This is a genomic window from Dietzia sp. ANT_WB102, assembly GCF_008369165.1.
Classification (GTDB): Bacteria; Actinomycetota; Actinomycetes; order Mycobacteriales; family Mycobacteriaceae; genus Dietzia.
Window position 1 is genome coordinate 2,024,810 of the sequence record NZ_VOBA01000001.1, and the last position, 20,045, is coordinate 2,044,854.

The 20,045-nt window shown below is 66.4% G+C and carries 16 protein-coding genes; 9 read left to right on the plus strand and 7 right to left on the minus strand.

The genetic code is table 11. The features are described 5' to 3' along the window. Nucleotides 1-156: 156 nt before the first annotated feature. Both FQ137_RS09330 and FQ137_RS09335 read right to left on the minus strand, forming a co-directional pair. Nucleotides 157-678: a DUF1003 domain-containing protein gene (locus FQ137_RS09330; RefSeq protein ID WP_149292135.1), complete on the minus strand. Its 522-nt coding sequence runs from the start codon at nt 676-678 to the stop codon at nt 157-159. Then, nucleotides 675-1,988 (minus strand): magnesium transporter MgtE N-terminal domain-containing protein, encoded by a 1,314-nt coding sequence (locus tag FQ137_RS09335; protein WP_149292136.1) that lies wholly within the window; start codon nt 1,986-1,988, stop codon nt 675-677. Before FQ137_RS09335 ends, FQ137_RS09330 begins: the two co-directional genes overlap by 4 nt. 69 nt (nt 1,989-2,057) lie before the next feature. Here FQ137_RS09335 and FQ137_RS09340 point away from each other — a divergent pair, with 69 nt between their 5' ends. Genes FQ137_RS09340 through FQ137_RS09350 form a run of 3 tightly spaced genes read left to right on the plus strand, consistent with a single transcriptional unit; the run spans nt 2,058 to nt 4,200 of the window. Next, a complete protein-coding gene (locus tag FQ137_RS09340) occupies nt 2,058-3,092 on the plus strand; it encodes a CoA ester lyase (protein ID WP_188064872.1) in 1,035 nt (344 codons plus the stop codon). Continuing rightward, nucleotides 3,089-3,595, plus strand: a complete 507-nt coding sequence (locus tag FQ137_RS09345) for a general stress protein (protein WP_149292137.1) — start codon at nt 3,089-3,091, stop codon at nt 3,593-3,595. The genes FQ137_RS09340 and FQ137_RS09345 overlap by 4 nt, the downstream gene beginning before the upstream one ends. Beyond that, entirely contained in the window at nt 3,595-4,200 is a 606-nt protein-coding gene (locus tag FQ137_RS09350; protein ID WP_255583923.1) for a suppressor of fused domain protein, read from the plus strand. The genes FQ137_RS09345 and FQ137_RS09350 overlap by 1 nt, the downstream gene beginning before the upstream one ends. Here the strand turns inward: FQ137_RS09350 and FQ137_RS09355 are convergent, their stop codons facing one another. Beyond that, entirely contained in the window at nt 4,201-5,292 is a 1,092-nt protein-coding gene (locus FQ137_RS09355) for a magnesium and cobalt transport protein CorA (protein WP_370452345.1), read from the minus strand. 140 nt (nt 5,293-5,432) lie between these two features. Here FQ137_RS09355 and FQ137_RS09360 point away from each other — a divergent pair, with 140 nt between their 5' ends. Beyond that, nucleotides 5,433-6,347 carry a glycine betaine ABC transporter substrate-binding protein gene (locus tag FQ137_RS09360; protein WP_255583924.1) on the plus strand — a complete coding sequence of 305 codons (915 nt, stop codon included), beginning with the start codon at nt 5,433-5,435 and terminating at the stop codon, nt 6,345-6,347. A 109-nt stretch (nt 6,348-6,456) separates the two neighbouring features. Here the strand turns inward: FQ137_RS09360 and FQ137_RS09365 are convergent, their stop codons facing one another. The 3 genes from FQ137_RS09365 to FQ137_RS09375 form a co-directional block, all read right to left on the minus strand. Continuing rightward, entirely contained in the window at nt 6,457-10,281 is a 3,825-nt protein-coding gene (locus FQ137_RS09365; RefSeq protein WP_188064875.1) for a multifunctional oxoglutarate decarboxylase/oxoglutarate dehydrogenase thiamine pyrophosphate-binding subunit/dihydrolipoyllysine-residue succinyltransferase subunit, read from the minus strand. Between the two features lie 128 nt (nt 10,282-10,409). After that, on the minus strand, nt 10,410-11,105 hold the full coding sequence (locus FQ137_RS09370) for a hypothetical protein (protein ID WP_149292138.1): 696 nt from the start codon (nt 11,103-11,105) through the stop codon (nt 10,410-10,412). An 82-nt stretch (nt 11,106-11,187) separates the two neighbouring features. Continuing rightward, a complete protein-coding gene (locus tag FQ137_RS09375) occupies nt 11,188-12,522 on the minus strand; it encodes a D-arabinono-1,4-lactone oxidase (RefSeq protein ID WP_149292139.1) in 1,335 nt (444 codons plus the stop codon). Nucleotides 12,523-12,665: 143 nt separating this feature from the next. On the opposite strand from FQ137_RS09375, the gene FQ137_RS09380 reads away from it, so the two are divergent. Genes FQ137_RS09380 through FQ137_RS09400 form a run of 5 tightly spaced genes read left to right on the plus strand, consistent with a single transcriptional unit; the run spans nt 12,666 to nt 19,169 of the window. After that, entirely contained in the window at nt 12,666-13,304 is a 639-nt protein-coding gene (locus tag FQ137_RS09380; RefSeq protein WP_149292140.1) for a TetR/AcrR family transcriptional regulator, read from the plus strand. Further along, entirely contained in the window at nt 13,231-14,493 is a 1,263-nt protein-coding gene (locus FQ137_RS09385) for an alanine racemase (RefSeq protein WP_149292141.1), read from the plus strand. The genes FQ137_RS09380 and FQ137_RS09385 overlap by 74 nt, the downstream gene beginning before the upstream one ends. Beyond that, nucleotides 14,490-15,824, plus strand: a complete 1,335-nt coding sequence (locus tag FQ137_RS09390) for a M20/M25/M40 family metallo-hydrolase (RefSeq protein ID WP_149292142.1) — start codon at nt 14,490-14,492, stop codon at nt 15,822-15,824. Before FQ137_RS09385 ends, FQ137_RS09390 begins: the two co-directional genes overlap by 4 nt. After that, nucleotides 15,821-17,056, plus strand: a complete 1,236-nt coding sequence (locus FQ137_RS09395; RefSeq protein WP_149292143.1) for an MFS transporter — start codon at nt 15,821-15,823, stop codon at nt 17,054-17,056. The genes FQ137_RS09390 and FQ137_RS09395 overlap by 4 nt, the downstream gene beginning before the upstream one ends. A gap of 55 nt (nt 17,057-17,111) precedes the next feature. Next, entirely contained in the window at nt 17,112-19,169 is a 2,058-nt protein-coding gene (locus FQ137_RS09400) for a DEAD/DEAH box helicase (RefSeq protein ID WP_149292144.1), read from the plus strand. On the opposite strand, the gene FQ137_RS09405 is transcribed toward FQ137_RS09400, so the two are convergent. Then, nucleotides 19,170-19,856 carry an HNH endonuclease family protein gene (locus FQ137_RS09405; protein ID WP_149292145.1) on the minus strand — a complete coding sequence of 229 codons (687 nt, stop codon included), beginning with the start codon at nt 19,854-19,856 and terminating at the stop codon, nt 19,170-19,172. It abuts the gene before it with no gap. Between the last annotated feature and the right edge of the window lie 189 nt (nt 19,857-20,045).

Genomic DNA, 20,045 nt, shown 5'->3' on the forward strand with positions numbered 1-20,045 from the left:
TGACAGCGGCACTGGTCAGAACCCGACGATCGGCTGTGTGCGCGAAGTGGCGCAAAACTATCCCCCTACGACTTCCCGGGCTGCGCAGCGAGTGCTGCGCCCCGCGATGATGCGGCCTCGCCGAGACTACCCCCGGCCCCTGTCGTCTGAATCGCTTTAACGGTCATCGGCGTTACTTTCGCCGGATCCGAGTCCGACGAGGAGGGCCTCGATCCGTTCGACGGAATCACGAAGGTCGTCGAGTTCGCGCCTCAGGTAATCGCGGGTGACCGTGTCTCCGACAGAAATCCGGACGGACGCGAGTTCGCGGGCGAGGAACTCGGTGTCCGCCTTGGTCTGGGTGGCGCGCAGGCGGTCCTCCGTCACGGACGCCTTGTCGCGATCTTCCTGCCGGTTCTGCGCGAGCAGGATGAGCGGGGCGGCATAGGCGGCCTGGGTGGAAAACGCGAGATTGAGCAGGATGAACGGATAGGGGTCGAAGCGCAGTGCGACCACCGCGACGTTAATGATGATCCAGACGATCACCACACATGTCTGGATGAGCAGGTAGGTACCGGTTCCGAAGAATCTCGCGACGGACTCGCTGTAGCGTCCGACTGCGTCGGAGTCGAAGCTGATCCGCGGTCGGCGCGAGGTCACCGGGGTCGAGAGGGGTGACCGGGTGGTTGGTTCGGTCATCTGAGCGTCTCCCCGTCGTCGTGCAGGTCCATGTCACGCCAGTCCTCCGGCAGGACATGGTCCAAGAGGTCGTCGACCGCCACGGCGCCGAGCAGGTGCCCCTCGTCGTCGACGACCGGTCCACACACCAGGTTGTAGGTGGCGAAGAATCTGGTCACGGAGTCCACCGAGTCAGTGGGACGCAAGGTGGACAGGCTGGTGTCGACGGTCTCGGCCACCATCGTCGACGGCAACTCCCGCAGTAGTGCCTGGATGTGAACACACCCGAGATACTTACCTGTCGGTGTTGCGGTGGGTGGCCGGACGACAAAGACCAGGCTCGCGAGCGCGGGACTGAGGTCGGGGTTTCGGCAGTGGGCCAGTGCCTCGGCGACCGTCGTCTGTGGCGGCAGGATGATCGGCTCGGGGGTCATGAGCCCGCCAGCGGTGTCCGCGTCGAACGAGAGGAGACGCCGGACGGGAGCGGAATCTTCGGGGTTCATCCGCTCCAGGAACGACTCGGCGTCCTTCTCGGGCAGCTCACCCAGCAGATCGGCCACGTCATCGGGATCCATCGCCTCGAGCACATCAGCGGCACGCTCCAGCTCCAGCCGGGTGACGATCTCGGTCTGCTCGTCGTGGGGCAACTCCTGAAGGATGTCGGCCAGTCGCTCGTCGTCCAGGGTCCGGGCGACCTCCAGCCGACGAACCTCCGGCAGTTCGCGCAGCGCGTGCGCCACGTCGGCCGGGCGGAGGTCGGCGTACCGCTCGACCAGGCTCGCTGCGCTGTGCTCCGGGGTGCCGATGGCGTCGTCGTCGAGGCCTCGGACCCGGCTCCACGGGTGGATCGACACCTCGCCGCGGCGGCCGAGTGAGGTGCGCCCGCGCCGCGCGCGTACCGCGAGCCGGGACACGAGCCAGTCCCGTGAGCGTTGACGTTCGATCTCGACGTCCACGACCTGGTAGCGGACATCCTTCTTCTCGTGGTCCGACTGATCGGGCCCGACCTGATCCTTCTCGATCCCGATCACGGATTCCACCAGCGTCCCGAGTACCAGGTTCTCCCCGGGTCGCGATTGGAACCGGTGCAGATTGATGGTGCCTGAGACCAGGGAGACAGAACGAGGATCTATCGAGGCGACTCTGAGCATCGGCACGAAGATTCGTCGACGTGTAGGCAGCTCGACCACAAGGCCGATGACCCGGGGGGGCTTGTGCCGGGATCGCATCGTCACCACGACATCCCGGATCCGCCCGATGTCGTCCCCGTCAGGGCCGATCACCGGCAGTCCGGCTAGCCTAGCGACGAAGGCCTTATTGAGGTTCGTCATGACGAACAGGTTAGTCACCGGTGGGCGGCGGCCGCCCGCCATACCGGACGTAAGGGAGTGCTACCCACGATGACCGCAGCCCCCCACGCGACGCCCGCACCGTCGGAGGATGCCGCCGCGGCGATCTCCGCACTCCGCGCACGTCCACGACGAACGGTTCTCGCTGTACCTGGCAGCAGTACAAAGATGATCGATAAGGCCCGGGGCCTACCGGTGGACGAGGTCTTCCTTGACCTTGAGGACGCCGTGGCAGGCCCCGCCAAGGAAGACGCCCGTCAGAACGTGGTGGCAGCCCTGAACGGTGGCGACTTCTCTGCACCCACCGTGGTGGTACGCGTCAACGCGTGGGATACCGAGTACACCGTGCGAGACGTCACCGAGGTAGTTGGTCAGGCCGGCGCCCGGATCGACGCGCTGCTGCTGCCCAAGGCACGGTCCGCAGCGGAGGTTGTCGCCCTGGACCTGGTTCTGACCCAGGTCGAGAAGGCGGCGGGTCTGCCGGTCGGTCATATCGGGATTGAGCCCCAGATCGAAGACGCCCTGGGGCTGACCAACATCAACCAGATCGCGACGGCGAGTCCGCGCGTGGTGACCCTGGTATTCGGCCCAGCCGACTTCATGGCCTCCATCGGTATGCGCACGCTGACCGTGGGCGAGCAACCGGAGGGCTATGCCCCCGGCGACGCCTACCACCACGTGCTCATGGCGATCCTCGTCGCGGCCCGGGCCCACGGACTCCAGGCGATTGACGGTCCGTACCTCAAAGTGCGGGACGAGGAGGGGTTCCGTCGCGCAGCTGCCCGCACCGCAGCGCTCGGCTTCGACGGCAAGTGGGTGCTGCACCCGGCTCAGGTCGACGCGGGCAACGAAGTATTCAGCCCCCGCCAGGAAGAGTTCGACAAGGCCGAGGCCATCCTCGCGGCCTACGCCCGGTCGACGTCTGTCGAGGGCGGGGCTCGGGGCGCGGTGATGTTCGGCGACGAGATGCTCGACGAAGCCAGCCGTAAGATGGCACTGGTCGTCTCCGCGCGGGGCCGTGCGGCCGGGATGGACATATCGGACCAGGCCGGTACAGAAACGGACTCGGAAGGACGTAGGGAATGAGCTCTCCAGTAAACCCCGCAGGCGGGAGGGCCCGGGCTGGACAGACGCCAGGGCTGCCCACGCCACCGACCGGTTGGGTGGTCGGCTCGTACCCCACCTACGCTCAGGCCCAGGCTGCGGTCGACCACCTCGCGGATGAGGAGTTCCCCGTCCACGAGGTCACCATCGTGGGAGTCGATCTCATGCAGGTGGAGCGGGTGACCGGCCGGCTCACCTGGCCCAAGGTACTGCTCGGCGGTCTGGCTACGGGTGCATGGCTCGGGCTCTTCATCGGCTTGTTGCTGGGAATCTTCACACAGCCCATGTGGGGAGTCGTGTTAACCGGCCTGGTCGGTGGCTCTGTGTTCGGCGTGGTCTCGGCGTCCCTTTCCTATGCCGCCACCAGGGGGAAGCGCGATTTCGCGTCCACGTCTCAACTGGTCGCGGGGCGGTACGACGTCCTGTGCGAGCCCGCCAACGCGGAGCGGGTGCGCGACGAGCTCGCGCGTCTCGGGCTCAAATAGTGCTGACCGGTGGTCCGGCCGGTGCCCCGGACGTCCTCGCCGCCGTCCGCGCTCACCTGATCGAGCACTACGGACCGGAGCCACAGGAGGCGTCGGTGACGTTCCTCGGGGCTCCGCCGATCAGGATCCTACGGTTCGTGGACGTCGAGTCGGGCGTGGTGCGGTACATCTCGCTCGGGTGTTCCGCCGAACCGATGGGGGACCCTTCCGCTCTCGTTCCTGACCCCACCGCCCCGCGTGCGGAGCTGAGTCTCGTCCTGCGCGGTGGCGTGGACGGTCTTGTCCGCGCGCTGGCGGTGCTTGCCGCTGCCCCCGCCGTCGAGGGATTGGTGCTGTCAGAGGGGGCGCTGATCGACTTGGGCGAGCCGCTCTGGCCCGGTGCGGCCTTCACCGCTGTCGTTCTGCGTGCTCCCGAGATCCCGGACGTCCCTCTACCCGGTGACATCGCGCCGGTCACGGTGTTCCGGGCTATACCGGTCACCCACACGGAGGCGGCGTGGGTGCGGATGAAGGGTGCGGCGGAACTCGAGGAGGCGTGGGATGAGGCCGGCATCGACGTCACCGATCCGGGCCGGTCGGCCGTCAATCCAGGGTTGACCCACTGATCAGAGCCAGCGGTTCTTGCGGAAGAGTAGGAAGAGTCCGGTACACATCGCGACCATGACCCCGAGCACCACGTAGTACCCGTACCGTGTGTCAAGCTCGGGCATGTGTCGGAAGTTCATTCCGTAGATGCCCGCGATCATCGTCGGTACGGCGGCGATGGCAACCCAGGCGGAGATCTTGCGCATGTCGGTGTTCTGTTGCACCCCGACGATGGTCATCGCTGCACCCACGAGGGAGGTGCTCCGTTCGTCCAACGTCGTGACCTCCGCTGCCGCCAGGGCGTGATGGTCCTGGACGTCGCGGAAGTAATGACGGATCTCCGGGGGGACCAGATCGAGGTGATCGACTGCCAGGCGTCGCAGGGGCAGGGTCAGTGGCCCGATAACGTGTTTGAGCTCGAGAAGTTCACGCTTGAGGACGTAGAGCTGTTCGATGTCCACCGCGGTACGCGGCGCGAAGAGTGCCGATTCCAGTTCGTCGAAGTCGGCTGTCATCCCCTCGGTGGCTACGAGGTAGTGGTCGACCACTCGGTCGGCCACGGCGTGCATCACCGCCGCCGGCCCCTGGGCGAGCCATTTCGAGGAGAGATCGAGCCCGGAGCGGATGTCGGCCAGCCCGATCTGGTCGCCGTGTCGGACGGTTACCACGAAATTCAGACCCAGGACAACCATTACCTCGCCGGTGGAGACAATGTCGCTGACCTGGGTGACCGAATCGTGGGCTATGTACTCCGCTGTCGACATGTTGAGCACCAGGGTGTCGGCGTATGCCTCCAGTTTGGATCGCTCCTGTCCGTTTGCGGCGTCTTCGGTGATGAGTGCGTGCAGTCCTAGCTCCCGGGATAGATCCTCCATCAGGTCGGGATCCGGGGCGACGAGGTCGATCCAGACGAAGCCGCGACCGATGTCGCGAACCCGACGGATCGCCTCGCTGTATGTGACGCGGTGGCGGTCGCGGATCCCGTCTATGTAGACGGCGCAGTCCACCATCGCCACCTCGGTGGGCCGGGTCGACGTGATCGGTCCGGCCGGGCGGGATGGTGTGGCGTCCGGTTCTGGGGGGGTCGGACGTTGTGGTGGGATCGCGGGCACGCAGCCCCCCTTCCTCGTCTCGTCTGAGACTATCCGTCGGGCGGGACCTCGGGGTTACGACTGGCGAGCGGGGCTGGGAGACTGTCCCAGGAGATCTCCGCGTTATCTGGCGCGGCCGGTGTGAGGAAGGGTGTGGTCGGGTGCAGCGGTCGAGGGAGCGAATCGGGCGGGGCGTGGTGGTGCTCGTGGGAGTCGTGACGATGGCGTTGTCCGGCTGCCAGGCGCAGTCATCGATCGTCCCTGCGCACCGGGACGAGCCGGTGGTGGTGGTCGAGACAGCCTCATTCGGTGAGGCCGAGATCGTCGGTCATATCTACGGCAACGCTCTCGTGCGCTCCGGCTGGCGGGTAACCGCACGCCCGCAATCGGGGACCGAGGACGAGGTCATCGAGTCAGTGGTGGCGGGGGAGTCGACTTTCACGGTCGGGTTCACCGGTGAGTTGCTCAGGACGTTCGATCGGAATTCCACCGCGGTCGCGGCCGACGAGGTGTACGCAGCGATGATGGCTGCGCTCCCAGAGGGTGTGACCGCCGCGGATCCTGCGCCGGCCGAGGACGCCCCAGTGTATGTGGTCACCCGGCATACATCGGCGTCGCGAGGTATTCGGACGATGTCGGATCTTGCCGGGAGGTGCGGTGAGTTCGTCCTCGGGGCGCGGGAGGAGGCTCTGGCGGACCGAGAGCTGGCCTCCGCCGTCGGTGCCACGTATGACTGTGGTTTCGGCCGTCGCGTGACGATCGGCCCGAACCCCCGCGCAGTGTTCGAGGCACTGCGGGCAGGGGAGATCGGGGTGGGATTAGTCCAGTCGGCCGACCCAATCCTGCATCCGGAGGACATCGTGACTCTGGACGACGACGACGACGCTGTTCTCGCCCAGAACCTGGTTCCGATCTTCCGCAAGGGCTCGCTCTCGGAGGACCAGCTCGCCCTGATCAACAGGATCAGTGGTGAGCTCACCACCGATGACATCCGAGACCTGCTGCTGGGAATCGAATTCGGTTCCGCAACCCCCGTTTCGCTGGCGAACTATTGGTTGGACTCGCACGGGTACTGACTCTCCCCGCGGGTAATCGCTGACTGAGCGCGAGAATTGACGGTCGCAGGAGGTGAGACTGAGAAGGGCCCGACCGCTCAGCGGTCGGGCCCTTCTCAGTCTCATCGGGTCAGGCGAAAGCTTCGTCCACCAGAGCCTTCTGCTCCACTGCATGGACCTTGCTCAGGCCCGTCGACGTGGCGGCCATCGCCCGACGCGACACCCGCTTGAGGGGCGGGAAGTCGTCGATGCGCTCCGGCAGCTCCAATGCGAGGAAGCTCCACGCGCCTTGATTGCGCGGTTCCTCCTGCACCCACCGGACCTCGGTGAGGTTCGGGTAGTGGTCAAGCGCCTCGCGGATACGGCGGTGCGGGACTGGGTGCAGCTGCTCGAGCCGTACGATCGCGATGTCGTCACGCCCGTCCTTCTCCTGGCGGGCTGCGAGCTCGTAGTAGAGCTTCCCGGACACCATCAGCATGGTCTTGACCTTGCTCGCGTCCTTCGAACCGTCTGCGAACGTGGGGTCGTCGAGAACCGACCGGAATTTGCCGTTGGTGAAGTCCGAGAGCGCACTCACGGCCTTCTTGTTCCGCAGCATCGACTTAGGCGTGAAGACCACCTGCGGACGCTTGATGCCGTCGGTGGCATGACGACGCATGAGGTGGAAGTAGTTGGCCGGAGTGGATGGCTGGGAGACGGTCATCGATCCCTCCGCGCACAGTTGCAGGAACCGCTCGATGCGACCGGACGTGTGGTCCGGCCCCATTCCTTCGTGACCGTGCGGTAGGAGCAGGGTGACGGAGGACTTCTGTCCCCACTTGGCCTCACCGGAGGAGATGTACTCGTCGATGATGGTCTGCGCACCATTGACGAAGTCACCGAACTGCGCCTCCCACAGCACGAGCGCTTCGGGATCGCCCACCGAGTAGCCGTACTCAAACCCGACGCCCGCATACTCAGTGAGCGCCGAGTTCCAGACCTCGAAACGCCCTTCGGCGTCCTCGAGGTTCTGCAGCGGAGAGTAGGTTTCCGATGTGGTCTTGTCGACGACCATCGCGTGGCGTTGCGTGAAGGTGCCGCGTTGAGAGTCCTGCCCGGCCAGACGCACCGTCCGGCCTTCCCTGACGAGGGAACCGATCGCTAGTAGTTCGGCGAACGCCCAGTCGATGTTGCCGTTGTAGGCCATCTTCTGCCGAGCCTCGTAGACCGGCTTGACACGCGGGTGGATGTGGAAGTCTTCGGGCATGTTGCCGAAGGCGTCGCCGATGGCGTGGATGATCGACTCGTCCACCGCCGTCACCAGCCGCTTGGGCAGTGGCTGGTTGGGCAGGATCGACTCGGAGGCCTTCACCGGGTGCTTTTCCAGTTCACGGACTTCATTGAAGACCCGCTCGAGCTGGCCCTGGAAGTCACGGAGAGCGTTCTCAGCTTCCTTCTCGGTGATGTCGCCACGACCGACCAGATCCTCGGTGTAGGACTGGCGGACGCTCTTCTTGCCGTCGATCACCTCGTACATCCGCGGCTGCGTCATCGACGGGTCGTCGGCCTCGTTGTGTCCGCGACGGCGGTAACAGACGAGGTCGATCACGACATCCTTCTTGAACTGCTGACGGAAGTCCATCGCCAGCCGTGCCACTCGCACACACGCCTCGGGATCGTCGCCGTTGACGTGGAAGATCGGCGAGCCGATCATCTTGGCGACATCCGTGGAGTACTGACTCGAGCGACCGGCCTCGGGTGCCGTGGTGAAACCGATCTGGTTGTTGACGACGATGTGGATCGTGCCGCCCGTGCGGTACCCCTCGATCTGGGAGAGATTCAGCGTTTCCGCGACAACGCCCTGGCCGGCGAACGCGGCGTCACCGTGCAGCATGAGTGGCACGACCGGGTACTCGGCGCGCCACTCTGGGTCCTCGATGAGGTCCTGCTTGGCGCGAACGATGCCCTCCAGGACGGGGTCGACAGCCTCGAGGTGGGAGGGGTTGGCGGTCAGAGAGACCTTGATCTCGTTCTCACCGAACATCTGGTATTGGATGCCCTCGGCACCCAGGTGGTACTTGACGTCTCCTGAGCCGTGCGCGGCCGAGGGGTCCATGTTGCCCTCGAACTCGGTGAAGATCTGACGGTAGGGCTTGCCCACGATGTTGGCGAGGACGTTGAGCCGCCCGCGGTGTGGCATGCCGATCACGACCTCGTCCAGACCGAATTCTGCGGCCTCGTCGATGACGGCATCCATCATGGGGATGACCGACTCGGCGCCCTCGAGGGAGAAGCGCTTCTGGCCGACGTACTTGGTCTGAAGGAAGGTCTCGAACGCCTCGGCGGCGTTCACCTTGGACAGGATGTATTTCTGCTCGGCGACGGTCGGCTTGTCGTCGACCCCCTCGAGACGATCCTGGATCCACTGGCGCTGCTCGATCTCGAGGATGTGCGTGTACTCGATACCGATCTTGCGGCAGTAAGCAGAACGCAGAGCGGACAGCACGTCACGCAGCCGCATCTTGTCCTTGCCGACGAAGCCGCCGACAGAGAATTTACGATCGAGGTCCCACAGGGTGAGTTCGTGCGAATTGACGTCGAGGTCCGGGTGGAAAGTCCGGCGTCGCTGTGCGTGCTTCCCGTCGAGCGGGTCGATATCGGCCATGAGGTGACCGCGGTTACGGTATGCGGCGATCAGTTCGAGGACGCGGGCATCCTTGTCGACCCGGGGGTCCGTGATGTCCTGACGCCACCGGACCGGCTCGTAGGGTATTCCGAGGACGTCGAAGATCTCGTCGTAGAACTCGTCGGCTAGCAGCAGCCGGTGAATCTCCCGTAGGAACTCGCCCGACTCGGCGCCCTGGATGATCCGGTGGTCGTAGGTAGAGGTGAGAGTGGTGATCTTGCCGATGGCGTTCTCCGCCAGCTGCTCCTCGCTCGCGCCCTGGAACTCAGCCGGGTACTCCATCGCGCCCACGCCGAGAATGGCGCCCTGGCCCACGGTCAGGCGTGGGACCGAGTGCACGGTACCGATGCCGCCAGGGTTGGTCAGTGAGATCGTGACGCCGGAGAAGTCGTCCATCGTCAGCTTGCCCTCACGGGCGCGGACGACGATGTCCTCGTAGGCATCGAGGAACCCGCTGAAGTCCATCGTCTCGCAGTTGCGAATCGCGGCCACGACCAGCGACCGCCCGGCCTTGGTCTTCATGTCGATCGCGAGGCCGAGGTTGATCCCCGTCGGGGTGACGACGTTCGGCTTGCCGTCGACCTCCGCGAAATGGTTGTTCATGTTCGGGTAGGCCTTCACGGCCTGGACCATCGCGTAGCCGATGAGGTGGGTGAAGGAGACCTTGCCGCCGTGCGTGCGCTTGAGATGGTTGTTGATGACCACCCGGTTGTCGATCATCAGCTTTGCCGGGATCGCACGAACGGAGGTGGCGGTGGGCAGGGTCAGCGACGCGTTCATGTTCTTGACGATCGCGTTGGCCGCGCCCCGGATAACCTTGCTCTCCTGTTCCGCGGGAGGCTCGTACGCGGGGCGTGACGGCTTCTTCGTCGCCGCGGTATCGGACTTCTTCCGCGTCTCCGACTTGTGCTCTGGGGCGGGCACCCCTTCGCCGCGGGCCTTGCGCTTGGGCGAGGCGTCGGCAGCGGGCTTGGCCGCGATGTCCTTCGCGGACGCCTGGGGGGTGGAATCGTCGACGGTGATCTCGGACGGCTTCTTGTCGGACGTGACCGATTTCCCGCTGCCCCCACCTCCCGATCGGGGCCGGCTGCTCTCGCCGGATTTCCCGCCCGAACTGCCGGGGGAGGTGCCGTTGGTCGAGTCACCACCGGAAGAGGAGGCGGCCTCCGGGTTGGCGTCGAAGAACTCGTGCCAGGACTTGTCCACGGAGGACGGGTCCTTGGCGAACCGCGCGTACATCTCGTCTACTAGCCACTGGTTCTGTCCGAACTGTGAGACGTTGTTGCTCACGATCTCTAGGTGCCTCTCTGGTTCTGTGGTGGGTTTCACACGTCAATGGATCCAGGCTAGACCTTCTGCCCATGGCGGGCTCTCCGATCTCACCTGACAGGGGGATGCCGTCGCTCGTCACCGGCCCCTCATGCGGCGGGCCACGAGTCCGGGGGCGCGCCGAACGCGGCATCTGCGGTCTCCACGACCGTCCGCCCCAGCTTCCTATTGCCCCACCCACCCACAGCGGCGCCGAGCCCCGCGGGTGCCAGTTTGCCCACGGCGAGCCCTGCCCGCTTCACGGCGAATTTCCTGATGAAACGGCTCATCATCCGGCGGTTGATCTCGGTCAACCCGGGTACGCGGAGTGCTCGGCCGGCCAGCGACACTCCTGCCGCCGATCGGCCCGACGAGCCAACGGCGTCGGCCAGGATTGCTGTGCCAGAGGCCCCCAGCATGACTGTCATGACCAGCAGTTCCTCGTGTCGATCGTGACGGACGTCGACGCCCTGCACCTCGGCCACGGCGATCGTGTAGAACGCGGCGGCCTCGAGAAAAAGTAGCGACTCCGCACCGATTGCTCCGAAGGCAAGGACTGTGCCGATACCCGGCACGGCGGCCGTGGCGCCCACTGCGGCCCCGGAAGCGGTGACCGCTGCCAGAAATCGGCTGTCGAGACGCTTGCGGAGCTGAGCCGGGCTCTCGTCGGGGTGATTCTCCCGCACCTTGCGGACATAGGTGCGAGCAGCACCGGACTGGCTCCGGATTGCCCGGCGGAGAGCGGCGACGACCACCCCCGCAGCCGGACCGGAGAAGTCGGATTTAGCGGGCACTCGATCGGTCACTGGGGACTCCTGGAGGTCAGGGCGGCGGAGGCTGCGGCCGGGCTCGAACCTCTACCGTACGTAAGTTGCGCGGGGCCATGCGCTATGGGAGCACCCGCTCGGTGTAGTCGTTGCCGAACACCCGATCCGGGTCGAGACTGTCACGAACAAGGACGAAGTCGTCGAAACGGTCCACCATCGCGGACAGGTCCTCCGCGGTGCGGGTGTGCATCTTCCCCCAGTGTGGGCGCCCGTCGGCGGCGAGGAAAATCGCCTCGGCCAGACGGAAGAGTTCGGTGTGGTCCATCAGGTGGTACTGATGGACGGCGATGTAGCAGACCTCGCGGCCGTACGCGGTGGACATCCATACGTCGTCCGCAGCGGCGAACCGGACCTCGACGGGGAACGGTGTGACAATGCCGGAACGGTCGATGGTGTCCCGAAGATCCCTCAGCACTCCCGCCGCGGCCTCGACGGGTACCGCGTACTCCATCTCGCGGAAGCGGACCCGCCGCGGCGAGGCGAAGACCCGGTAGCTCCGGTCGGTGTATTCGCGGGCGGACAGCGCCCGTGAAGCGATCCGATTGAGCCGGGGGGTCAGCGCAGGCCGCCAGGTGGCGGCCCGGCACGACAGGTCGAATGCCTCGTTGGAGAGGAACTCGTCGTTGAACAGCTCGCGGATGCGGCCCACTGGACGCAGGTCGGCGTCTCTGGTCAACCGGGTGTTTCGCTTGATGTTGATCGCGTCGGTATGGGGGAACCAGAAGAACTCGACGTGCTCTGCTGACCGCGCGAAGCCCTCCAAGTCGGTCAACGCGGCGGACAGGGTCCACGGACGCTCTTCGGCTCTCAGGACGAACGCCGGGACACAGCGGATGGTCATCTTGGTGATAATTCCCAGCGCACCGATAGCGAGGCGGGCCGACTCGAACACGTCCGGGTTGGACTCGCGGGAACAGGTGAGGACCGTCCCGTCGGCGGTGACGAGTTGCAGTCCCACGACGGTGGCGGGGAGTCCCTGCGCTGCGCATCCCGTGCCGTGGGTCCCCGTCGACACAGCGCCGGCGAGGGACTGCTCCGCAAAATCACCGAGATTCGGTTGTGCCAGTCCCAGCTCCCACAGGAGCGGGCCAAGACGGTGCAACCGCGTGCCCGCCCACACGGTGACATCCGCCCCATTGACCTGGCCGTCGGCACCCAGGGTCGGGACGATCGACTCCACTCCGGCCAGATCGTCCAACGACACGAGCACGCCGTCCGTCGCAGCCGCTGGCGTGAAGGAATGGCCCGCGCCCACGCACTTGACCCTGGTGCCCTGTTCGGCCGCTCGAGTGACCACCTCGCTGACCTCCCCGACGGTGGTCGGGACCGAACGGCCCGACGGGGAAGCCAGCACATTGCCGGCCCAGTTCTGCCAGGGGGCTACCGAGGACGTCATGGCAGGAAAGATTACCCGCCCGGGGTGAGATGGGAGGCAGTCCTGGACCATTGACCTGGTGTGCCGGGCGCTGACGAGAAGCGGCAGGGGAATGGTCGCTGTGAACGGTGTGCACGTCCAGTTCGTCGTCGTACGATGGTCACGTGACCAAACGACTTCCTGCCGATCAGCGCCGCGCGCAGCTCCTCCAGGCCGCCCTCGACATCGCCGAACACGATGGACTGGGTGCGGTGACTGTCCGCGGGGTGGCCGAGCGCGCGGGCGTGTCACTGGGAGTCGTTCACTACTGCTATACGGATAAAGAAGAACTTCTCCGTGAAGTTATCGGGGCGGTGAACTCGGAGGTCCACCAGGCCGCGCGCGCGTTCGTGAGCGTCGACTTCGACTCGGGGATCAGCGGCACCGAGGGATTGCGACGACGGCTGTACGAGGCGATCGACCTGATCTGGGCGGTGATCTCCGCCTCTCCCGACCGACAGTTGCTCACCTACGAGATCGTGTCGTACTCACTGAGGACCCACGGGCTGCCCGAGGTCGGTCTGGCCCGCGACCAGCAGGAATCCAACGAGGCTATTGTCCGATCGGTGCTTCAACGCACGGCGCAGTCCGCCGACGTGCGGTGGGCGATGGGCCTTGACGACATGGTGCGCGTCGTCCTGTCGATCATCACTGGCATCAGCCTGCGCTGGCAGATCTACCGCAACGACGATGAGGCCAACGATCTCCTCCATCGGGCGGTCGACCTCGTCGTACGTGACGCCCGGCCGGTGGACGGTGCTTAGTCCGACGGGCGGAGTGCCCTCGACGGCCGTCGACGCGCTCGAGGACGCGACCGCGGATCTCGACGCGCCGTTTGCGGCGCTGCACCTGCCCAGCCTGCGGGCGAACCTGAACGACCTGAAACGCCGGTCCGGGGGCAAGAGGATCCGTATAGCCAGCAAGTCCGTGAGGTCCCGCGGGGTGCTGCGTGAGGTTCTGGGCGACGGCCTGCGCGGCGACGAATCCGTCCGCGGGATCATGGCCTACTCGCTGGCCGAGGCGTTGTGGTTGGTGGAATCGGGGTGTGACGACGTCCTGATGGGATACCCGATAGTCGACCGCTCGGCGCTACGACGTCTCGGCACCGACCCGCAGGCGCTGGAGTCCGTAACGCTTATGGTCGACCACCCGCGGCAGTTGGAGATCGCCCGTGAGGCAGGGGTCTCCGGCGCGCGGGTGTGCATCGACGTCGACTCCTCGTTGCGGCTGGGCCCAGTTCACCTGGGCGTACGCCGCTCCCCGTTGCGCGGACCGGACGAAGTGGAGCCGCTGGTACGGCGCGCCGTCGATGCGGGTTTCCGGGTGGTGGGTGCGATGTTCTACGAGGCGCAGGTTGCCGGGGTGCCCGATGATGTGCCGGGGATCGGCGTCGTGAAGCGGCTGTCGATGCGTCGACTGGTCGGGGTGAGACAGGCGGTGGCGTCCACGATTGAAGAGATCACGGGGCAGCGGCCGGAGATCATCAACTCAGGCGGCTCGGGGTCGGTGGCGGAGAGCGCGGCTGCTCCCGCCGTCACCGAGGTCACTGCGGGATCGGGCTTGTACGTCCCGGCACTCTTCGACGCTTATCGGACTTTCACCCCCCGGCCGGCCCTGTTGTTCGCCCTGCCCGCCGTGCGGACGCCAGCGCGAGGGCTTACGACGTTCCTGTACGGGGGATATGTCGCGTCAGGGGTCCCGGGCCGGGACAGGCTTCCGGTTCCCACCGCGCCGGCGGGGTTGCGATACCTCGGCAGAGAGGGGGCCGGGGAGGTCCAGACACCCGTGCGCGGTGAGGTGCCCATCGGTGAGCGCGCATGGTGGAGGCACGCCAAGGCCGGGGAATTGTGCGAGCGGTTCGACACACTCCACGTGGTGGACGAGACTGCACACGGGCCCGCCGTGGTGGGCCGCTGGCCCACGTACCGTGGTGAAGGGATGTGTTTCGGATGACCGACGCCCAGCAGATCTCCGAGCAGGCGCGGCAGCGTATGCACGACGAGGCCGTCTCGATCACGGCGGATCTGGTGTCTATCGACTCGACCAACACCGGAGACCCGGCGACGATCGGGGATGGTGAGACAAGGGTCTGCCGCAGGATCGCGGACTATCTCGACGAAGTCGGAATTGCCAGCGAGCTCGTGGAATCGGTTCCAGGGCGAGGGAGCCTGTTCGCGCGGGTCGACGGAAGCGACCCCGACGCGGGCGGCTTGGTCGTGCACGGACATGTCGACGTGGTCCCAGCGGTTGCCGAGGACTGGACCGTCCCGCCGTTCGCGGGCGAGATCCGGGACGGTTGGCTGTACGGACGAGGCACCGTCGACATGAAGAACATGATCGGCATGATGCTCGCGGTGATCCGGCACTATAAGCGTGAGGGCATCGTGCCGCGGCGTCCCCTACTGCTCGCGTTCTTCGCAGACGAAGAGGCCGCCGGGATCATGGGCGCCAAGTGGGTGGTCCGTGAGCGACCTGAGATCTTCGACGGGATGACCCAGGCGCTCAGCGAGGTCGGCGGCTGGTCAGTCCCCGTGGCCGGGCGTCGGCTCTACCCGATCGCTGTCGCAGAGAAAGGTGTTGCCTGGGCCAGGGTGACAGCGCACGGGACCGCCGCCCACGCATCGCGGCCGACACGGGACAACGCCGTGGCCGCGATCGCGGGCGCCGTGCACCGGGTGGCCGGACTCGACTTTCCAGTGGAGCCGACCGAGGCAAACACCGCGCTCGCCTCGGCGGTCGGCCGGATCGCCGGACGCAGCGGCGAGGTCGCCGACCTGCCGGACCAACTCGAGGTTCTCGGGCACTTCGGGCCCCTGGTGGCAGCTTCGCTGTCCCACACTGCTTCCCCGACGGTGCTGTCTGCCGGGTACAAGACCAATGTCATCCCTACCGAGGCGCACGCGGAGATCGACTGCCGTGTGCTCCCCGGCGGCGAGGACACCTTCCGTGCCGATATTGAACGTGTACTCGGACCCGACGTCGGGGTGGAGTGGATCTGGGAGCCTCCGATCGCTGCGCCGGCCGACGCCCCGCTGATCGAGGTGATCCGGGCCGCGGTTCGCGAATCGGACCCCGGCGCCCTCGTGGTGCCTTATCTCCTCCCCGCGAGCACGGACAACAAACACCTCGCCCCATTGGGGATCGACGGCTACGGCTTCGTGCCGCTGCGTGTTCCCGATGAGTTCGACGTCTTCGGTCATTTCCACGCCGTCGACGAGCGGGTACCGGTCGACGCCCTACACTTCGGGGCCGACGTGCTCGCCCACGTGCTCCGTTCCGCGTGAGGGGCGCGCTTACCGGCAGCCCAAACCCGGAGCCCCGCACCCGCCTGCCCGCAGACGTCTGGGTCCTGGTCGCGGCCGCTTTCGCCGTAGCGATCGGCTACGGGCTCGTCGCTCCCGTCCTACCCCAGTTCGCCCGTAGCTTTGATGTCTCGGTGACGGCGGCGTCGGTCATCGTCAGCGCGTTCGCGTTCTTCCGGCTGGTGTTCGCGCCCGCCGGTGGATTCCTCGTCGACAAGCTGGGGGAGCGCTGGGTCTACATGACCGGCCTGCTGATCGTGGTGGTGTCCACGTTGGCAACGGGTTTGGCGCAGAACTATTGGCAGTTGCTGGTATTCCGTGGGCTCGGTGGGCTTGGGTCGACCATGTTCACGATCTCCGCCATGGCCCTACTCACGAGGCTGTCACCGCCCGGCGCTCGGGGCCGGATCGCCGGGCTGTATGCCACCGCATTCCTCATCGGCAATATCGGAGGACCGGTGCTGGGTGGGTTGTTGGCGGGGTTCGGCATGCGAATACCGTTCTTCGTCTACGCGGGCACACTGTTGGTCGCGACCGGCGTGGTGGCGGTCTTCCTCAGAGGTGGCCGTCGACCTTCTCCCGAGGACGGGGCCTCCGAGCAGAAGCCTTTACTCGTGGGTGAGGCGTTACGCCACAGCGGGTACCGCGCCGCGCTCATCTCCAGTTTTGTCAACGGGTGGGCCTCGTTCGGCGTCCGGGTCGCGATCATCCCGCTGTTCGCCGCGGCCACCTTCGATGCAGGCGCCGGAATCGCGGGTACCGCGCTCGCCTCGTTTGCGGTGGGTACCGCATCGGTGATCTCCTTCGCGGGATGGCTGTCGGACCGCTACGGGCGACGCCCGATGGTGATCCTCGGCCTGACCATCTCCGGCACCACCACCCTCATCCTGGGTTGGTGTGACACCGTTCCGCTATTGGTGGCGGCCTCGATCATCGCTGGTGCAGGCGCGGGCATCCTCAACCCGTCGCAGCAGGCTGCGGTCGCGGATGTGATCGGTGCCGACCGGGCGGGCGGAAAGGTCCTCGCCACCTTCCAGATGGCCAGCGACTCCGGTGCGATCCTCGGTCCGGTGATCGTGGGTCTCGTGGTGGACCTGATGAGCTACAAGGCGGGCTTCGCGGTGTCAGGCGCGCTACTCCTGATGGCTACCGTCCCGTGGATAGTCGCCAAGGAGACCCACGAGTCCACGAACCGCGCGACCGTGGGGGAGTGACCAGTGCAAGCCGTGTCGCTCATCAGCACACCTACGCCGTAGAATGTAAAACCTCATGGACAACAACGACGAGGACCGTACCGCCACTGCCGGCGACGAGGTCGACACCGACGCCAGCACGCCCGAGCCAGCCGCCAGCACTCCCGAGCCAGCTGCCCCCGCTCCGGAACCTGCTACTCCCGCTCCGGAACACACCGGCACCGCCGCGTCCACGGACAGTGGCGAGGACGAGCCCGACGTGACCTTCGCCGACATGGGGCTCGCCCCAGCCGTCGCGCAGGCGGTCAGGGACGTGGGGTACGAGGTCCCCTCCGCCATCCAGGCCGCGACGATCCCCCTGGTCCTCGAGGGCCGTGACGTGGTCGGGCTGGCGCAGACCGGTACGGGTAAAACGGCTGCGTTCGCGCTTCCCATCCTCTCCCTGATCGACCCGTCGCTGAAGAAGCCACAGGCTCTCATCCTGGCTCCGACCCGTGAACTCGCCCTCCAGGTGGCGGAGGCCTGTGTCACGTACTCGGCTAACATGCCCCAAGTGAACGTGCTGCCCATCTACGGCGGGCAGGCCTACGGCATCCAGTTGTCGGGGCTCCGGCGCGGGGCACAGATCATCGTCGGCACCCCCGGCCGTGTGATCGACCACCTCAAGAAGGGCACGCTCGACCTATCGGGCCTGCGGCACCTCGTCCTGGACGAGGCCGACGAGATGCTCGCGATGGGATTCCAGGAGGATGTCGAACGGATCCTGTCCGACACCCCGGAGACGACTCAGGTCGCCCTGTTCTCCGCCACGATGCCCGCCGCGATCCGTAGGATCTCGCAGAAGTACCTCACCAACCCGACAGAGGTGAAGGTCGCATCAAAGACGTCGACGGCGCCAACAATTCAGCAGCGTTACGTTCTGGTCAACCATCGTGACAAGCTCGACGCGCTGACGCGGATCTTCGAGGTTGAGGACTTCGACGCGATGATCCTGTTCGTTCGCACCAAATCCGCGACCGAAGAATTGGCGGAGCGACTCCGTGCCCGGGGGTTCTCTGCGGCGCCAATCAACGGCGACATCCCGCAGAACCTTCGTGAACGCACGATCGAGGCGCTGAAGGACGGTCGCACGGACATCCTGGTAGCGACCGACGTCGCCGCCCGGGGTCTCGACGTCCCGCGGATCAGCCACGTCGTCAACTACGACATCCCGCACGACACGGAGTCGTACATCCACCGCATCGGCCGTACCGGTCGTGCCGGCAGGAGTGGTCAGGCCCTACTTTTCGTCACCCCGCGCGAGCGCCGACTCCTCTCACAGATCGAGCGCGCCACCCGTCAGCCGCTTACCGAGATCCAGCTCCCGAGTGTGGACGACGTCAACGAGATGCGGATGGCGAAGTTCGCCCAGTCGATCACCGAGAGTCTCGACGACCCGAGCATCGCGCTGTTCCGCCGGCTGGTGGAGGAGTATGCCTCCGAGCATTCGGTCTCGATGGCCGATATCGCGGCCGCACTGGCGACCCAGTCGCGGAACTCGGACGACTTTCTCATGCGCGAACCCGAGCGCCCGCAGCGCCGCGACGACCGCAGAGACGATCGCCGGGAACGCCCGTCGAGGGACTTCTCCGACGGGCCCCGCCCGTCGCGCTCGGGGAAGAACATGTCCCAATACCGGATCGCCGTCGGTAAGCGGAACAACGTCAAGCCCGGGTCGATAATGGGCGCTCTGGCCAATGAGGCCGGGCTCCGCGGCGGCGATATCGGGCGCATTTCGATCCGGTTCGACCACTCGATCGTCGAATTGCCAGCGGATCTCCCCGCGGACCAGCTCAACTCGATGAAGGGAATCCGGGTGGGTGGTTCCGAGATCGACATCCGTCCCGATTCGGGTGCACCATCGGGTCGTCCGTCGTCTTTCCGAGATGATCGGGGCGGCAAGCCGCGCGGTGGAGGGCATCGTCGCGAGGACCGCGGTGACCGTGGCGACCGTGGAGACCGGTTCAACGACAGGGGGCGCGGTGACCATCGCGACGACAGGCGTGACGACCGCGGAAGCTTCCGTCGTGAGGACGACGACCGTCGCGGTGGCGGGTTCCGCGGTCGCTCCGGTGGGGGTTCGGACCGTCACTGATCAGCGGCCCTGGGGTCCAGACGGACACCGCCGTGCCGCGCCTGCGAGCACCTCGTGATCGGCCCTGGTCACGGGCAGGCCGTAAGCGACGGCGGCGGTCAGGTACCGGGAAGCGTAGAAGCAGTGACGACGGGGGTCCGGAGGTAACCAGTCCGCCGGCGTCGAGTCACTCTTGCCGGTGTTGACCGCGGCGCTGACGGCGAGGAGATTGCGATCGACGTCGTTGGCGAACGCCGCACGGCGCCACGCAGGCCACGCCCACGCCCCGAGATCCCACGCCGCCGACAGCGGGTAGACGTGGTCGACGTGGATACTGCGCAACCCCGCGGTGCCCGCGTCAATCACCTTGCCGGTATACGGGTCGGTCAGGATTCCGCCGGACACCTCGCACGCGCCCCCGGGCGCCCGCGTGCCGCCGGCAAGGTCGCGGGCCAGGACATCGTGGCGGGTCGAGCACCCGTTCCCTGACCCAGGGGCACCGGTGGCGTCACTCCAGGCTGGCCCAAACACGCAGGCGGACGCGCCCGAGCAATCCCGCTCGTATCCCGGAGCGGGGTTTCGATAGTCCACCACGTCGACTGCGTCGAGCAGAGCGACTACCGCCCCCCGCGGTGGGCTGCCTGGTACCGAACCACGAGGGTGTCCCAGCCACACCACGCCGGCCAGCACCACGAGCACGGTCGACATCAGCGCGAGTGCACGAGGAGCGATAGGGGGCACGACGCGGCTTACCGCTGGGGCGCACAACCGGACGCGGGGTATGCGGATCACGGATTGAGTCTGAACGCCGGGAGCGCCGAGGCCCACCCGTAGCGGCGTCGTCGCGACGCGACTGTGGAGAGGCACGCCCCTGTGGATAGCGACGCAGTCCTCGGA